This window comes from Arthrobacter sp. PAMC25284 (assembly GCF_019443425.1).
Taxonomy (GTDB): Bacteria; Actinomycetota; Actinomycetes; order Actinomycetales; family Micrococcaceae; genus Arthrobacter; species Arthrobacter oryzae_A.
Map to the genome: position 1 here is coordinate 3540192 of NZ_CP080382.1, position 14532 is coordinate 3554723.

Consider the following 14532-nt stretch of genomic DNA (forward strand, 5'->3'; position numbering starts at 1 on the left):
ACTATCAATGGTGGCTTTCCACAAGAAGGCAGCGCAGCTTTTGGAATTCCTGTCCGCATGGGAACCGCAGGCAGCCCCACCAGATGTTGGACCAGCTTTCTACAGAGGGCCCTGATGCCTCATGAGGAGACTCCATGACTGAAACCACCAGCGCGACCCTGCGCCATGCCGGCGGCGAGCTTGAATTGCCCCGCATCAAGGTTGTCGAAGGAAACGAAGGCTACGATGTTTCGAAGCTGCTGAGTCAGACGGGGGCCGTCACCTTCGACCCCGGTTTCATGAACACCGCGGCGACGACGTCGGCCATCACCTACATTGACGGCGACGCCGGTATCCTGCGGTACCGCGGCTACCCGATCGAACAGCTCGCGCAGCACTCCAGCTTCCTGGAAGTTTCCTACCTGCTGATTTACGGCAACCTGCCGACCCCCACCGAGCTGGAAGCCTTTGACCAGCGGATCAGGCACCACACCCTGCTGCACGAGGAGCTGAAGGGCTTCTTCAGCGGCTTCCCCCGCGACGCGCACCCAATGCCGGTCCTCTCCTCCGCAGTGTCCGCGCTGTCCACGTTCTACCAGGACTCGCTGGACCCGTTTAACGCCGAGCAAGTGGAGCTCTCCACCATCCGGCTGATGGCAAAGATGCCGGTCATCGCCGCGTACGCCCACAAAAAGTCCATCGGCCAGCCGATGCTTTACCCGGACAATTCCATGAACCTCGTGGAAAACTTCATGCGCCTGAGCTTCGGGCTGCCAGCAGAGCAGTATGAGCTGGACCCGGTCATCGCCAAGGCCCTGGACCTGCTCCTGATCCTGCATGCGGACCACGAGCAGAACTGCTCCACCTCCACGGTCCGCCTGGTCGGCTCCTCCAACGCGAACCTGTTCGCGTCTGTATCCGCCGGCATCAATGCGCTCTTTGGTCCCGCCCACGGCGGTGCGAACGAGGCCGTGCTGAAGATGCTGCGCCAGATCCAGGCCGACGGCATCAAGCCCGAGGATTACATGGAGAAGGTCAAGAACAAGGAAGACGGCGTCCGGCTCATGGGCTTCGGGCATCGGGTCTACAAGAATTACGACCCGCGCGCCAAGATCATCAAGGGCCACCGCCCACGAGATCCTGACCAAGCTCGGCGGCAACGATGAACTGCTGGACATCGCGATGCGCCTGGAGGAAAAGGCGCTGGGGGATGACTACTTCATCCAGCGCAAGCTCTACCCCAATGTGGACTTCTACACCGGCCTGATCTACAAGGCCATGGGCTTCCCGGAGAAGATGTTCACCGTGCTGTTCGCCATTGGCCGCCTGCCCGGCTGGATCGCCCAGTGGCGCGAAATGATCAGCGACCCCAACACCAAGATCGGCCGCCCTCGCCAGCTCTACATCGGCGAACCGGAACGCAACTACCCGGTACGCTGAGGCACCGGCCGGGAAGACAGCCCACGCAGCAGCCCGACGACGGCCGCGCACCTGCCACGGTGCGTGGCCGTCGTCGTACCGGCGCCACTGCAACGCCCCGACGGCAGGTCCTGCGGCCGCCCCGCAGGAGACCCGTGCCGTTCCATGCTAAGAATGACGGGTGCCAAAATTTGTCGACGCCGCAGTCCGGCGCCAGGAAATAGTCGAAGCAGTCTTCCGGATCATCGCAGCGGAAGGGCTGGAACGGGCGTCGCTGCGTGAAGTCGCCGCCGAGGCGGACCTGGCGGTCGGATCAGTCCGACACTATTTCACCAGCAGTGAGGAACTCCTCGCACATTCGTTCAGCGTGGTCGTGGACCGGATCATTGGCCGGCTCACGTCCGCCGACGCGCACCTGGCTGACTTGGCGTCCGGGACTCCGGAGTACCACCGGGGTGCCCTGGCATTGCTCAGCGAATTCCTGCCACTGGACGGGGAGCGGGCAGTTGACGCCTGTGTCTGGATGGCCTTCAAGAACGCTGCCCGGACGAAAAGCTATCTGGTCCCGGAAGCCGACCGCGGCCATCGCGCCGTAGCAGTTATCGTGGGGCGGCTGGTGAAGGAGCTCTCCCGCGACGCGGGCGGCGGGGAAGCGGAGCAACACCGGCTCGTAACCGAGGCCGAGCGGCTGCTGGCAACGCTGGACGGGCTCACCATGCATGCGTTGCTGCAGCCCGACTGGATGACGGCCCGGATCTGCGGCGATGTGCTGGCAGCTCATCTGGCGGACCTGGGCCGCGGCTGGGACGGAAGCGTGGCGGACCGTGCAGACGGCAGATTGGCGCTCAGCCATTAACCTGTCCTGACTTCAGGAATAGACTGGGGGCATATGGCTTGCCAAGGGAGGCATTTTGATGCACGAAACCGGCGGACCGGGTTGGCGGATCACGATGGACACGTCCGGGCCCATGCTGATTGCTCTCTATATTCGTGACGCCGCCGGCCTGAACAGTGCCGGGCATCCGGCGCTCTGCCATGTTGAACCCAAAATCCGGGCCTCCGACCATGCACACCTCATCGCCGAGGTGGGCGGTATCAGTGCGCTTAAGACCGAATGGGAGGCCTGGTGGGAGCAGCTGCTGAAGGCCTATCCGGACATGTCGCCCGCGTTGGGCCCGCCGGGGTTTTCGGCGTTCAGTAATTCACCGGCGCTCAAGCGGGTACTGCAGGCCCACTTCGGGGCGGCCCTGACCTGGGCGCGCGAACGCCGGGGGGAGTACATGGCGCTTGAAGCGTCCCGGGATCCCTCCGGGGCCGCGCTGCTGTTGTCCGACATGGTGGAAGACCGCCTGCTCTACGCTGGCCGCGGGGCCCGCGATTTCACCCTGACCATTATTGAGCTGCCGCTCGTTGAGCCGCGCGCCTGGTACCTCGAACCGGACAAGATGATCATGAGCCGCGAGCTGCTTTCCCAGCCGGAACTTTTCCGCAGCTACGTGCAGCCCGTCGTCGATCTGCTCGTCTGACCCCGAGCCTGACGGCGCCAGCCACGTGCGTCCGGACGGTCGCGGACGTTCCGGACGCGGTCAGCCGGCTGTAGCGTCCGAGACCGTGATTCTTACCTGGTCTGCGGGCCCCGGGGCCGGCTCCCAGCCGGTGCGGGCGTCGCGATTCCACCGGCGTCCGTCCACTTCCACACCGGTGATGGACAGTGCCTTTGCGTTGGCCACCGCCCACTGCGCCACCGCCCAGGCGAGGTTGCCTTGTGCGTCCACGAGCAGGGACCGGCCGTCCGCCGTCAACGGCAGGTCGCCGAGTGCCGCTGTCAGTTTGGTCCCTACCGCGCCGGGATCCCCTGCGGCGTCGGCTGTCCGGAGCGAGCAGTCCAGACCCGCGGCGGTCTCGCCGCTCAGCGCCGACGCGAATGCCCGGCCCGTTGCCTCGTGCCGGGCGTAGGCAGCAGGATACGCCGAACGCTGGACCTCTTGGGCGGCGACGGTGATTTCCAGGGACTCGTAGCCGGGAACTTCGACCAGTGCGTCGAAGAAGGCGTTGCTCGCATAGTACGGGTCCATGACCTGGGCCGTGGAACCCCAGCCCTGCGACGGCCGCTGCTGGAACAGCCCCCGCGAGTCAGGGCCCGCTTGATCCCCGTAGCTGATATTCCGCAGTTTGGATTCCTGCAGCGCGGTCGCCAGCGCGATGCTCGCCGCCCGCGCGGGCAGTTCCCGCCGGACCGCGACGGCGGTGATCAGGGCGGCGTTGGCGGCCTGGTCGGTGGCCAGTTCGGCGCTCAAGCCGCCGGCGACGGCGGTGCAGCCTTCCGTGATCAGGGTTTCCGACCGCTGCAGGAACACCGCCGCCGTGCCGGCTCCTGCCGCTGCCAGGGCGGCCGTCAGCAACAGCACGATGCGTCGGCGCCAGCTCCCTCTACGGGCCACGAGACTTCTTTCCCTCAGGCCCTCCCGGGCCGCTCACTTCCTTGACGTCTGGGCGTCAGTTGGCGTGCAGCGCCGCGTTCAATTCAACGGTCTGGCCCTGGCGGGGCAGGACCTCGACGGCACCGGTCGTGGAGTTGCGGCGGAAGAGCAGATTCGGGACCCCGGAGAGTTCCACGGCCTTGACGATCCGGGTGGTGTCCTCGCCATCGGCGTCCCTGGGTCCCACAACCCGGACCCGGGTCCCGGCGGTCACGTAGAGGCCCGCCTCCACGACGGAATCATCGCCGACACTGATACCCACACCGGAGTTGGCGCCGAGGAGGACCCGCTCGCCCAGAGCAATTTTTTCCTTGCCGCCGCCGGAAAGGGTGCCCATGATTGAGGCGCCGCCGCCAACGTCGGTGCCGTCACCGGCAACAACGCCGGCGGAGATGCGGCCTTCCACCATGGAGGTGCCGAGGGTGCCCGCGTTGAAGTTCACAAAGCCCTCGTGCATCACGGTGGTTCCTTCGGCCAGGTGCGCGCCGAGGCGGACACGGTCGGCGTCGGCGATGCGGACACCGGACGGAACCACGTAGTCGACCATCCGCGGGAATTTGTCGACGCCAAAGACCGTCACGGCGCCGCGCTTACGCAGGCGCGCCCGGGTCAGTTCGAAGTCCTCCACGGCAGCGGGGCCGAAGTTGGTCCAGACCACGTTGGGCAGTTTGCCGAAGATGCCGTCGAGGCTGATGCTGTTGGGCTTCACGAGGCGGTGCGAGAGCAAATGCAGGCGCAGGTAGGCATCCGCGGTGTCCGCCGGCGCCTCGTCGAGCTGGATCTGCACGAAGATCACCTGTTGTTCGGTGCCCCGGTCCTCGTCTGCGCCGGTGGCAGCGATGTCAAGCAGCGTCTGGTCGGCGTTGGCCACGTCCGCGAGGGTCGCGGCGGCGGTGCCGAGCGACGGCGCCGGGAACCAGACATCGAGGACAGTGGCCTCACCGTTGCGGGTGGACACGGTGGCCACTCCGTAACCATAAGCGGAGCGGGCGTCGGCGGGCACAGCGGAAGCAGCAGCAGTTTCAGTCATGGCCCAATTCTAGCGAGGGCGTCCGCGCGCGCTGTAACCGGGACGCTTACGTGACTGCTCGCGGGTGTGATGTCCCTGACGTTTACTGCCCGCGGCAGCGGGTCAATGGAGCCGGCCAGCCGATACAGTGGAACCGTGACTGCCCCGAACCCCGCCTCCCGTGTGCCCGCCCGCCTGGACCTCCGCAAGGATGTCGCCCTGCTCACCGCCGACCTGATCGACATCAACAGCGTCTCAGGCAACGAAAAGGAGTTGGCCGACGCCGTGGAGCTCGCGCTCCGCGCCATTCCGCAGCTGGAGCTGGTCCGCGACGGTGACTCGATGATCGCCCGCACCAGCCTGGGCCGTCCCGAACGGGTTATCCTGGCCGGGCACCTCGACACCGTGCCGCTGCCGGTAACGGAAGGTTCGCTGGGCACGGTGCCCTCCTTCTGGCCCTCCGGCACACCTGGCGACGGCGTCCTCTATGGCCGCGGCGCCACGGATATGAAGGGCGGAGTCGCGGTGCAGCTGGCGCTCGCCGCGGGCTTGTTCGACGGCGGCGCGGAACCCGGCAAGGACGTTACGTTCGTCTTTTATGATCACGAGGAGGTTGAAGCGGTCAAGAGCGGCCTGGGCCGGCTGGTCCGCAATCACGGGGCGCTGCTCGGCGGCGACTTTGCGATCCTGCTTGAGCCCACCGACGGGACGGTCGAAGGCGGCTGCAACGGTACGATGCGGTTTCAGGCGACCACGCTCGGCGAAGCAGCACATTCGGCCCGGGCCTGGATGGGCAGCAACGCCATCCACGCGGCCGCCCCGATCCTCGCCCGCCTGGCCGCCTACGAGCCGCGGACCATCAGCGTGGACGGACTCGACTACCGGGAAAGCCTTAATGCCGTGAAGATCAACGGCGGCACCGCGGGCAACGTCATTCCGGACCGGTGCGTCGTCGAAATCAACTACCGCTTCGCACCGGACAAGACCCCGGACGAGGCAGAGGCCCATGTCCGGGAGCTGCTGGCAGGCTTCGGCGTCGTCCGCACCGACGCCGCGGCCGGAGCGCGGCCGGGACTCAATCACCCCGCCGCCGCGTCTTTCGTGGCCGCTGTCGGAGCCGAACCGAAACCCAAATATGGCTGGACGGACGTCGCCCGATTCAGCGAACTCGGGATCCCCGCTGTGAACTTCGGCCCCGGCGACGCGCTGCTGGCACACAAGGATAACGAGCACGTCGAGGCCGACGCGATCCGCGAGTGCCTGCGGGCGCTGCGGAACTGGCTCACCGCCTGACGCGGCAGGAAACGCATAAGGTCCGGAACCCCGAGGGGTTCCGGACCTTATCTGTAGCTGTGCAGCGGGCTTTATTTGGCGCCCGGTTTGTCCTTGGTCAGCGGGTCGTTGGGAGCGTCAAGGTCAGGCTCAAGCTCGGCGTGGACCACGCCGCCGGCGGCCTTCTTCGAGCCCCGCCGTTCAATCCAGATCGCCAGCCGGGAGACGGCCAGGTTGATCAGGATGTAGACGGCAGCGGCAACAAAGAAGATCGGGAAGAGAAACTGCGGGCCGAGGAAGTCTGCCATGACCTGCACGGCACGCAGGAGCTCGCCGTACGCCACGATGTAACCCAGCGAGGTGTCCTTAAGCAGCACGACGAGCTGGGCCACAAGCGAGGGCAGCATCCGCCTGATGGCCTGCGGCAGCTCAACGAACAGCCGGGACTGGAAGCTGGTCAGGCCGATCGCCAGGCCGGCCTCGCGCTGGCCCTTGGGCAGCGACTGGACGCCGGCACGAATGATCTCCGCGAAGATCGCTGCGTTATACAGCACGAGTCCGGCGACGACGGCGACGTAGGAACTCGTCCCGAACACCAGCAGGACGAAGAACATCATCAGGACAACGGGCATGCCGCGCAGGAACTCGAGGACCACCCGGATGGGGATGCGGATGGCCGGGACCAGCGAAATCCGCAGCAGGCTGATGACGAGTCCGAGCGGGAAGGCAATGACGGCGGCGACGGCAGCCGCTGTCAGGGTGGCGCCGAGGCCGTCGCCGATGAGTTTCCAGACATTGGGGTTGCCGAAAATCTCCCAGCGCCGCGCTTCGAAGATACCTTGCGTGGCGAGGGTCACGATGGCCAGCGCCAGCAGGCCGGCGATGAGGAGCGCGCCGACTATGGACGCGATCAGTGAGAAGCGGCGGGCCTTGGGCCCGGGGACATCGTAGAGAACAGACGTCATCGGGCGATCGCCACCTTTCGTTCAACCCGGGCGGCAAGGACGCCGAGCGGGACCGTGATGAGCAGATAGAAGATCGCGACGCCGGTCAGCACCCAGAGGACCTGGTCGCTGTTGGAGTTCGCCAGCTGCCGGCCATAGCCGAACAGTTCCAGGACGAAGAAGGCACCGGCAACCGAAGAATTCTTCACAAGCGCGATCAGGATATTGATCAGCGGCGGGATTACGGTCCGAAGCGCCTGGGGAAGCACGATGAAGGACAGCACCTGCCCGAAGCTCATACCGATGCTGCGGGCGGCTTCGGCCTGGCCGACGGGGACACTGTTGACGCCGGATCGGACGGCCTCTGCAATGAACGCCGAGGTGTAGGCGCTCAGGGCGATGATCGCGGCTACTTCGAACTGCTGGAACGTCACCCCCAGACGCGGCAGGACGATCGCCGCGAAGAAGAAGGCAATGGTGAGGGGGGTGTTTCGTACGATTTCGACGTAGAACATGCTGAACCCGCGTAGCGCGGCGACCGGTGAGACCCGGGCCGCCGCCAGCAGGGTGCCGATGACCAGGGAGATAATGCCGGAGACCACGGCGAGAAACAGGGTTCGAAGAAATCCTTCCCAGTAAGCCGGGAGGTTTTCAAGGATGACGTCCATAGGGTCCTTCAGCTGCGTTGAGGGGGGTCGAGCGGAAGACGAGAGCGGCGGCCGCCGGTGCTGCGTTGGACGCAGTCACCGGCAGCCGCTGCATCTGGCTAGTAGCGGTTGATCTCAGGCAGCTTCGGGGCAGTCTTAATGACCGCGCCGGCCGTATCTGCCCAGGCCTTCTCGTACGCGCCGTCCTTGGCGAATTCCTCGAGCTGATCGTTGATCCAGGTCCGGAAGGCGTCGTCACCCTTCTTCAGGCCGATACCGTAGGGCTCCTTGGTGAAGGTCTCGTCCGAGGCCAGCTTGAAGGCTTCCGGCTCCTTGTCGACGAACCCGGCGAGGATGACGTTGTCGGTCGTGATCGCTTCAACCTGTTTGTTGCGCAGCGGTTCGAGGCAGGCGGCGTAGGTCGCGGCCGGCACGAGCTCGGCGTTGTACTTATCGACGATGGTGCCGGCGGGGGTGGACCCGGTGACGGAGCAGACCTTCTTGCCCGTGACGTCCTCGGGCTTGGTGATGGTCGTGTTGTCCTTGTTCACCATCAGCGCCTGGCCGGCTTCGTAGTACGGTCCGGCGAAGTCGACTTCATTCTTGCGCTTGTCGTTGATGGTGTAGGTCGCGACGATGATGTCGACCTTGCCCTGCTTGATGAACTCCTCGCGGTTGGCCGAGACGGTCTCAACCCATTCGATCTTGTCTGCGGGGATGCCCAGCTTTCCGGCGATCAGCTTCGCAATTTCGACGTCGAACCCGACGGGCTTGCCGTCGAGGCCCTTCTGGCCGAAGAGGGGCTGGTCGAACTTGGTGCCGACGGTGATCTTGCCGGCTGATGAAAGCTTGGCCATGGTGGTATCGGCAGCGAAGCTCGGCTTCTCGGCTACGGGAGGATTGCCGCCCGTGGTCGTGCCGCCGCCGCAGGCGCTCAGGCTCAGGGCTACGGCTGCAGTTGCCGCAACCAGCAGGGATTTGCGCCGGGTCATAAATGCCTTCATGACATTCCTTTCATTGGACGGCCGCCTCGCGGCGGCCGGGGTTAAAAAAACGGAAAGACTAGTGGGTCAGCAGCTTGGACAGGAAGTCCTTGGCGCGGTCCGTCTTGGGGTTGGTGAAGAATTCCTCGGGAGTTTCGTCCTCGATGATTTCACCGTCGGCCATAAAGACAACGCGATCCGCGGCTTTGCGGGCGAAGCCCATTTCATGGGTGACCACAATCATGGTCATCCCTTCCTTGGCCAGTTGGATCATAACGTCGAGGACTTCATTGATCATTTCCGGGTCGAGTGCCGAGGTGGGCTCGTCGAAAAGCATCACCTTGGGCTTCATGGCCAGGGCCCGGGCAATGGCGACGCGCTGTTGCTGGCCGCCGGAGAGTTGGGCCGGAAGTTTCGGTGCCTGGTGCCCGACGCCGACGCGGTCCAGCAGCGTCATGGCTTCCTTGTCGGCCGTGGCGTTGGCTTCGCCCTTGACCTTGATGGGCCCGAGCGTGACGTTTTCCAGAATTGTTTTGTGCGCGAACAGGTTGAACGACTGGAACACCATACCGACGTCGGCCCGGAGTTTGGCTAAGTCTTTGCCTTCTGCAGGCAATTCCTTGCCGTCGATGGAAATGCTTCCGTCGTCGATCGTCTCCAGCCTGTTGATGGCGCGGCAAAGAGTGGATTTGCCGGACCCTGAAGGTCCGATCACAACAACGACTTCGCCCTTGCGGACGTGGAGATTGATGTCCTTGAGTACGTGAAGCTGGCCATAGTGCTTATTCACGGCATTCAGGGAGACGAGCGCGTCGCCGGGCACTTTAGTAGTCATAATACGAATCTAGCGAACTTCAGGCCGATATGACCCCAATCACGTCCGATTTAGAAGATCGTGATCCAAGAGATACCTGCAGGTCAGCGAGCACAAAACCGCGAGGGCGGAACGCCGCGCCGGACGGTCCGGGCCGGTGTTCCGCGCTAGCCTATGGGGATGAATAGCGACCCGCAGCCCACGCCAGGCCAAGATCCCGCCGGGAAACCCGCGCGGGAAACCCGCGAAACCCCCAATGGCATCCGGCATAAAGGCCCGCTTGAGCTGCGGCGCAAACAGGCCAGTGTCACGATGTCGGACCAGACGCTCCTGGACACCAAGGGCCCGGGCCAGTTTGTCCATACTGATCCGTGGCGGGTCCTGAGGATCCAAAGCGAGTTCGTGGAAGGGTTTGGTGCGCTCGCAGACCTTGGGGCCCGCTGTCAGCGTGTTCGGGTCCGCCCGAACGGTGCCAGGCAGTCCGAACTACGAACTCGGTGTGGAGGTTGGCCGGAAGCTGGCCGAAGCCGGACTCGCTGTCATCACAGGCGGCGGCCCGGGATCGATGGAAGCCGCCAACAAGGGCGCCGTTCAAGGCAACGGTGTTTCTGTGGGACTTGGCATTGAGCTGCCGTTCGAACAGGGCATGAACCAGTGGGTGGACCTCGGCATCAACTTCCGCTATTTCTTCGCCCGGAAAACGATGTTCGTCAAGTACGCGCAAGGCTTCATCGTGCTGCCAGGCGGCCTCGGAACCCTCGATGAGCTTTTCGAAGCGATGGTCCTCGTCCAGACCCGCAAGGTGACATCGTTTCCGATCGTCCTGCTCGGCACGGCCTTCTGGGGTCCGATGGTGGAGTGGATCCGTCACACCCTCGTGGCGGAGGGCATGGTGTCTCTGGAGGATCTTGACCTCATCCAGGTCGTTGACGATCCGTCACACGCAGTGGCCCTCGTCGTCGAGGGCGCCGCCCGCCACCACAATCCCAACGGTTCGGGCGTCGGCAACAACGGCACGCGGGCCTGATCCGTCCGGCTCCGTCGATCTGGCACGATGGTCTGGTGAGTCTCTTCCTGGTATTCCTCGCTATTGCCCTGCTTGGCGCGGCCGGCCTGCTTGGCGCAGGCCCGACGTCGAAAATTTTCCGTCGGCGGCGCACCGCCAAGCGGGGGCGCGGGGCCTTCACGGACGGTTTTGACGAGCCCGTGGCCTCTCTGCCGCCAGTCCTCCTGCCCGCCGCGGCAGCGCCGTCCGACATCGACCGGCTCCGTTTCGCCGTCGGACTGCGCGGGTACCGGATGGACCAGGTCGACCAGGTTCTGGACGAGTTGCGCGACCAGATTGCCGCAAAGAACAGCGAAATCGACCGGCTGCGGGAGGCCCTGGCAGAGCTCCACCCGCCCTCGGAGCAGCGTCAGTGACAGCCGGGAACGATCCGGAAACGGTGCCCGAAACGCTGGGGAACCGGATCGCCGTGGGAGTGAACGCAGGACTCCGTCTGCCGGAAATTCGCGCACGCATGACCCTGTGGCCGTGGTGGGTCCACGTCAGCGGCATCTATCTCGCGGCGCGGCTGGTGAGTGCCCTGATCTTTATGGCCGCGGCCCTGCACCAGGGCATTAATCCGTGGGTCCAGGCCCGGCCCGATTACTGGAGTTTCATCAATATCTGGGACGCGCGCTGGTACGGCGAGGCCCTTCGGAACGGCTACCCGGCGGTCCTGCCGGTCAACGCTGCCGGTCAGGTCCAGGAGAACGCCTGGGCCTTCTATCCGCTATTTCCCACGCTGGGGCGGGTGCTTTCAGGAGTGACCGGAACGGGACCGGAGTGGTCGCTGACGGTCATCGCCATGGTCTGCGGACTCGGTGCGGCCCTGGTCGTATACCGCTTGTTCCGGCTCAGGGCCGGGCACCCGGCGGCGCTGTGGGGAACAGCGTTCTTTGCCACCTTTCCGGTCTCAGCGGTCCTGCAGGTGCCGTACGCGGAGTCCCTGAATGTGCTCCTGCTCAGCACGGCGTTGCTGCTGGTGATCCAGCGCCGGTACCTGTGGGCCATGCCTGTTGTGGTGCTGATGAGCCTGTCCCGTCCCACCGGGGTTCCCTTCGCGGCCATGATGGTGCTGCTTTTCCTGGCCAGGCTCTGGCAGTTCCGCGCCGGCCGCGGTACCGGCGCACTGGCCGCGGCCAAACTGACCGAGCCGGCGCCGCACCGCACCAAGCTGCAGAGCACGATGTTGGGCCGCACTGTTCCGCACAGCGCTGCCCAGCTCTGGCAACTCGCCGTACTCACGGCGGTCGGCAGTGCCGCGGCCCTGCTGTGGCCGCTGATCGCCTGGGCGGCCACCGGCGACATCGCGGCGTACACCAAGACGGAGACCGCCTGGCGGGGTGGTGGCCTGGTGCCGTTCGAACCGTGGTTCGAGACCGGGACGCTGCTCTTTGGTCCCGCGCTGGGCCTCATCGCCCCGTATCTGTTGGTCGCAACTTTCGCCCTGCTGCTGATGTCCCGCCCGGTGGCGGCGCTGGGGCTTGAGCTCCGGCTGTGGTGTGGCTGCTACGTGGGTTATCTGCTCGTGTTCCTGCACCCCCAGACCAGTACCTTCAGGATGCTCCTGCCGTTATTTCCGCTGGCGCTCGGCGCCGTCCTGGTTTCGCGGTCGCGGGCGTACCGCTCAACGGTTGTTGTGATGTTCGTGCTGCTTCAGATTGTCTGGATTGTCTGGCTGTGGGCGTGGGCGCAGTTGCCCGGCGGCGGCGACTATCCGCCGTGATGCGAAGCACCTTTCGGGACTGTGTTTGCGACTCTGCGCGGCGCACGGGAAAGTCCAACGATTAGCTCCGGGCGGGAGGATACGGGATAATGGTTCCTAAGCAAGGACAAGAAGCAGACTGATTTTTCAGCCGGGGCGGACTCCACGGAGACGGCCGGGCTGCTTGATTGACCAAGCGGACGCAGCCCGGCCGGGCTGGTATGTCACGGGACTGATGGAGGGGAAATTCCTTATGGCGGCTATGAAACCACGCACCGGCGACGGACCTATGGAAGTGACGAAAGAGGGCCGAAGCCTGATCATGCGGGTCCCGCTCGAAGGCGGAGGCCGGCTTGTGGTCGAGCTTAATGCTGCCGAAGCGGAGAACCTCAAGGACTGCCTCATGGGTGTCGCAGAGCAGCTTCATACCTAAGAGCTTTGTCCGGGGGCGGGGTCTGCAGCTGAACAGCTGCGGGCCCCGCTTTTTTGGCTGCCGGGAACGCAATGGCCCTGGCCGGCGGCACGGAGCCGCGTGCTGCTATTTCTTGACAGCGATCAGCAGCCCGTCACCTGTGGGCAGCATCGCCGATGCCAGGCGGTCGTCGTCGCGGATGGACTTCCCGATCTGGCGGAGCACCGCCGTGGTGGCTTCGCGGGCCGCGGGATTGGCGACGCGGTCCTTATCGAGGGCGTCGTTGACGACGAGCAGACCGCCGGACTTGAGCAGCCGGATGGCCTGCTCGACGTAGCTTGGATAGTTCGGCTTGTCAGCATCGATGAACACGAGATCGTAGGCGCCGTCCGTCAGACGCGGCAGGACGTCGCCGGCCCGCCCGGAAATAGTGCGCGTGCGGTTGGCAGGGCTGCCCGCCTCATGGAACGCTTCCCGTGCGGCTTTCAGGTGCTCGACGTCGACGTCGATGGTCGTCAGGACAGCCTGGGGACCCAGCCCGCGCAGGATGCACACACCCGATACTCCTGCCCCGGTTCCGATCTCCACCGCGGTCTGCGCCTTCGACGCTGCCGCCAGTACCGTCAGTACCGCCCCGACCCCCGGTCCGATCGGGGTGACGCCCAGCTCGAAGGACCTTTCGCGCGCGTGCAACAGGACCTCATCCTCGGCAGGCAGATCTTCTGCGTAGGACCAGCTCGTGGACTTATCGGCGCTCATTTGTTTCGCTTTCTGGGCGGCAGGGGAGTGTTCCTTACAGCGTACTGTGTCCGGCGGGGCCCGGCCGTGAGGCAGGGTTGCCGTGGCCGGGCGGAAGCACGGGCCGGGTCAGGAAACTCACAGCAAGAGTTGAAATGATGGTGATCCGCTCATCCGCTGGGTGATCGGCGTCGAATATAGGGTGCAGGACCCTGCACACTGCAGGCCATAATCCAAGCATAGGAATCATCCACGAGGGGAGCGGACGATGTCGGTTCTGGCACCTGTCCCGGTAACTGAAGAATCCCGGCCGGCGGCCGCGGAAGAATGGGTACGGCCGACGTGGGAAGAAGTGGTCGCCAACCACTCTGCCAAGGTCTACCGTCTCGCCTTCCGGCTGACCGGCAACAAGTACGACGCCGAGGACCTCACCCAGGAAGTCTTCGTCCGGGTCTTCCGGTCACTGGAGAATTTCAAGCCGGGCACACTGGACGGGTGGCTGCACCGGATCACGACGAACCTGTTCCTGGACCAGGCACGGCGAAAGAGCCGGATCCGTTTTGATGCCCTCGCCGACGACGCGGAGTCCAGGATCCCCGGGCGCGAGCCCGGCCCGGAGCAGAGCTTCGAATTCAACAACCTTGACCTGGATGTCCAGGCCGCATTGGAAGCGCTGCCGCCGGACTTCCGGGCTGCCGTCGTTCTCTGCGACGTTGAGGGGCTCTCCTACGACGAGGTGGCCGCTGCGCTGGGCATCAAGCTGGGGACCGTCCGCTCCCGGATCCATCGTGGCCGGACAATGCTCCGTGAAAAGCTGGCCCACCGCGACCCCCGCCCGCACAAGGCCGCCAAGACCTCGCTGAAGCCGCGGCTGAAGCTGCCCCGCATCGCTGGCCTGCTCTGAAACCGTGATGACTTGGCTCCACCGCCTGCTGGGACGGTCACGGTGCAGGTACTCGCGCCACAGTGCCCCGCACGGCCGAACCCGCGGCGCCGCGAAGACGCTGCCGCGGGCAGGCAGCGCTTCCGGCACGCTCGACTGCTGTGCTGGCTGCCGTGCGCAGCAGGACAGGGAGCGCCAGTAT

At 65.1% G+C, this 14532-nt stretch carries 14 protein-coding genes and 2 pseudogenes; 9 read left to right on the plus strand and 7 right to left on the minus strand.

All coding sequences use genetic code 11. From position 1 onward, the window contains the following. Window positions 1-134 precede the first annotated feature (134 nt). From KY499_RS16365 to KY499_RS16375, 3 genes and pseudogenes are all read left to right on the plus strand, one after another. A pseudogene (locus KY499_RS16365) lies at window positions 135-1419 on the plus strand (citrate synthase). A gap of 160 nt (window positions 1420-1579) precedes the next feature. Continuing rightward, window positions 1580-2254, plus strand: coding sequence for a TetR/AcrR family transcriptional regulator (locus KY499_RS16370; RefSeq protein WP_219885853.1), 675 nt, complete (start codon window positions 1580-1582; stop codon window positions 2252-2254). Window positions 2255-2312: 58 nt separating this feature from the next. Continuing rightward, the gene (locus KY499_RS16375; protein WP_123255735.1) at window positions 2313-2924 is read left to right on the plus strand and encodes a hypothetical protein; all 612 of its coding nucleotides are present in this window, start codon (window positions 2313-2315) and stop codon (window positions 2922-2924) included. Window positions 2925-2984: 60 nt separating this feature from the next. On the opposite strand, the gene KY499_RS16380 is transcribed toward KY499_RS16375, so the two are convergent. Together KY499_RS16380 and dapD are read right to left on the minus strand one after the other, a co-directional pair. Beyond that, on the minus strand, window positions 2985-3839 hold the full coding sequence (locus tag KY499_RS16380) for a hypothetical protein (protein WP_123255736.1): 855 nt from the start codon (window positions 3837-3839) through the stop codon (window positions 2985-2987). 55 nt (window positions 3840-3894) lie between these two features. Then, window positions 3895-4908: a 2,3,4,5-tetrahydropyridine-2,6-dicarboxylate N-succinyltransferase gene (gene dapD, locus KY499_RS16385; protein WP_123255737.1), complete on the minus strand. Its 1014-nt coding sequence runs from the start codon at window positions 4906-4908 to the stop codon at window positions 3895-3897. Between the two features lie 105 nt (window positions 4909-5013). Here dapD and dapE point away from each other — a divergent pair, with 105 nt between their 5' ends. Further along, window positions 5014-6180: a succinyl-diaminopimelate desuccinylase gene (gene dapE / locus KY499_RS16390; RefSeq protein WP_123255791.1), complete on the plus strand. Its 1167-nt coding sequence runs from the start codon at window positions 5014-5016 to the stop codon at window positions 6178-6180. Between the two features lie 71 nt (window positions 6181-6251). Here the strand turns inward: dapE and KY499_RS16395 are convergent, their stop codons facing one another. The 4 genes from KY499_RS16395 to KY499_RS16410 form a co-directional block, all read right to left on the minus strand. After that, window positions 6252-7124 carry an amino acid ABC transporter permease gene (locus KY499_RS16395; protein ID WP_123255738.1) on the minus strand — a complete coding sequence of 291 codons (873 nt, stop codon included), beginning with the start codon at window positions 7122-7124 and terminating at the stop codon, window positions 6252-6254. Continuing rightward, on the minus strand, window positions 7121-7771 hold the full coding sequence (locus KY499_RS16400) for an amino acid ABC transporter permease (protein WP_123255792.1): 651 nt from the start codon (window positions 7769-7771) through the stop codon (window positions 7121-7123). The genes KY499_RS16395 and KY499_RS16400 overlap by 4 nt, the downstream gene beginning before the upstream one ends. A 98-nt stretch (window positions 7772-7869) precedes the next feature. Continuing rightward, on the minus strand, window positions 7870-8754 hold the full coding sequence (locus KY499_RS16405) for a glutamate ABC transporter substrate-binding protein (protein ID WP_123255739.1): 885 nt from the start codon (window positions 8752-8754) through the stop codon (window positions 7870-7872). A 58-nt stretch (window positions 8755-8812) separates the two neighbouring features. Beyond that, entirely contained in the window at window positions 8813-9568 is a 756-nt protein-coding gene (locus KY499_RS16410) for an amino acid ABC transporter ATP-binding protein (protein WP_219885854.1), read from the minus strand. 291 nt (window positions 9569-9859) lie between these two features. Between KY499_RS16410 and KY499_RS16415 the strand changes: the two are divergent. From KY499_RS16415 to KY499_RS16430, 4 genes and pseudogenes are all read left to right on the plus strand, one after another. Beyond that, window positions 9860-10574 (plus strand): annotated as a pseudogene (locus KY499_RS16415) (TIGR00730 family Rossman fold protein). Between the two features lie 35 nt (window positions 10575-10609). Next, window positions 10610-10969, plus strand: coding sequence for a DivIVA domain-containing protein (locus KY499_RS16420; protein WP_123255741.1), 360 nt, complete (start codon window positions 10610-10612; stop codon window positions 10967-10969). A gap of 98 nt (window positions 10970-11067) precedes the next feature. After that, the gene (locus tag KY499_RS16425) at window positions 11068-12318 is read left to right on the plus strand and encodes a hypothetical protein (protein ID WP_219887051.1); all 1251 of its coding nucleotides are present in this window, start codon (window positions 11068-11070) and stop codon (window positions 12316-12318) included. Window positions 12319-12550: 232 nt separating this feature from the next. Beyond that, window positions 12551-12730 carry a DUF3117 domain-containing protein gene (locus KY499_RS16430; RefSeq protein WP_123255795.1) on the plus strand — a complete coding sequence of 60 codons (180 nt, stop codon included), beginning with the start codon at window positions 12551-12553 and terminating at the stop codon, window positions 12728-12730. A gap of 105 nt (window positions 12731-12835) precedes the next feature. Here KY499_RS16430 and KY499_RS16435 read toward each other — a convergent pair whose 3' ends face one another. Next, a complete protein-coding gene (locus KY499_RS16435) occupies window positions 12836-13468 on the minus strand; it encodes an O-methyltransferase (RefSeq protein ID WP_123255742.1) in 633 nt (210 codons plus the stop codon). A gap of 247 nt (window positions 13469-13715) precedes the next feature. Between KY499_RS16435 and sigE the strand changes: the two genes are divergently transcribed. Continuing rightward, the gene (gene sigE, locus KY499_RS16440) at window positions 13716-14351 is read left to right on the plus strand and encodes an RNA polymerase sigma factor SigE (protein WP_123255743.1); all 636 of its coding nucleotides are present in this window, start codon (window positions 13716-13718) and stop codon (window positions 14349-14351) included. Window positions 14352-14532: the final 181 nt, after the last annotated feature.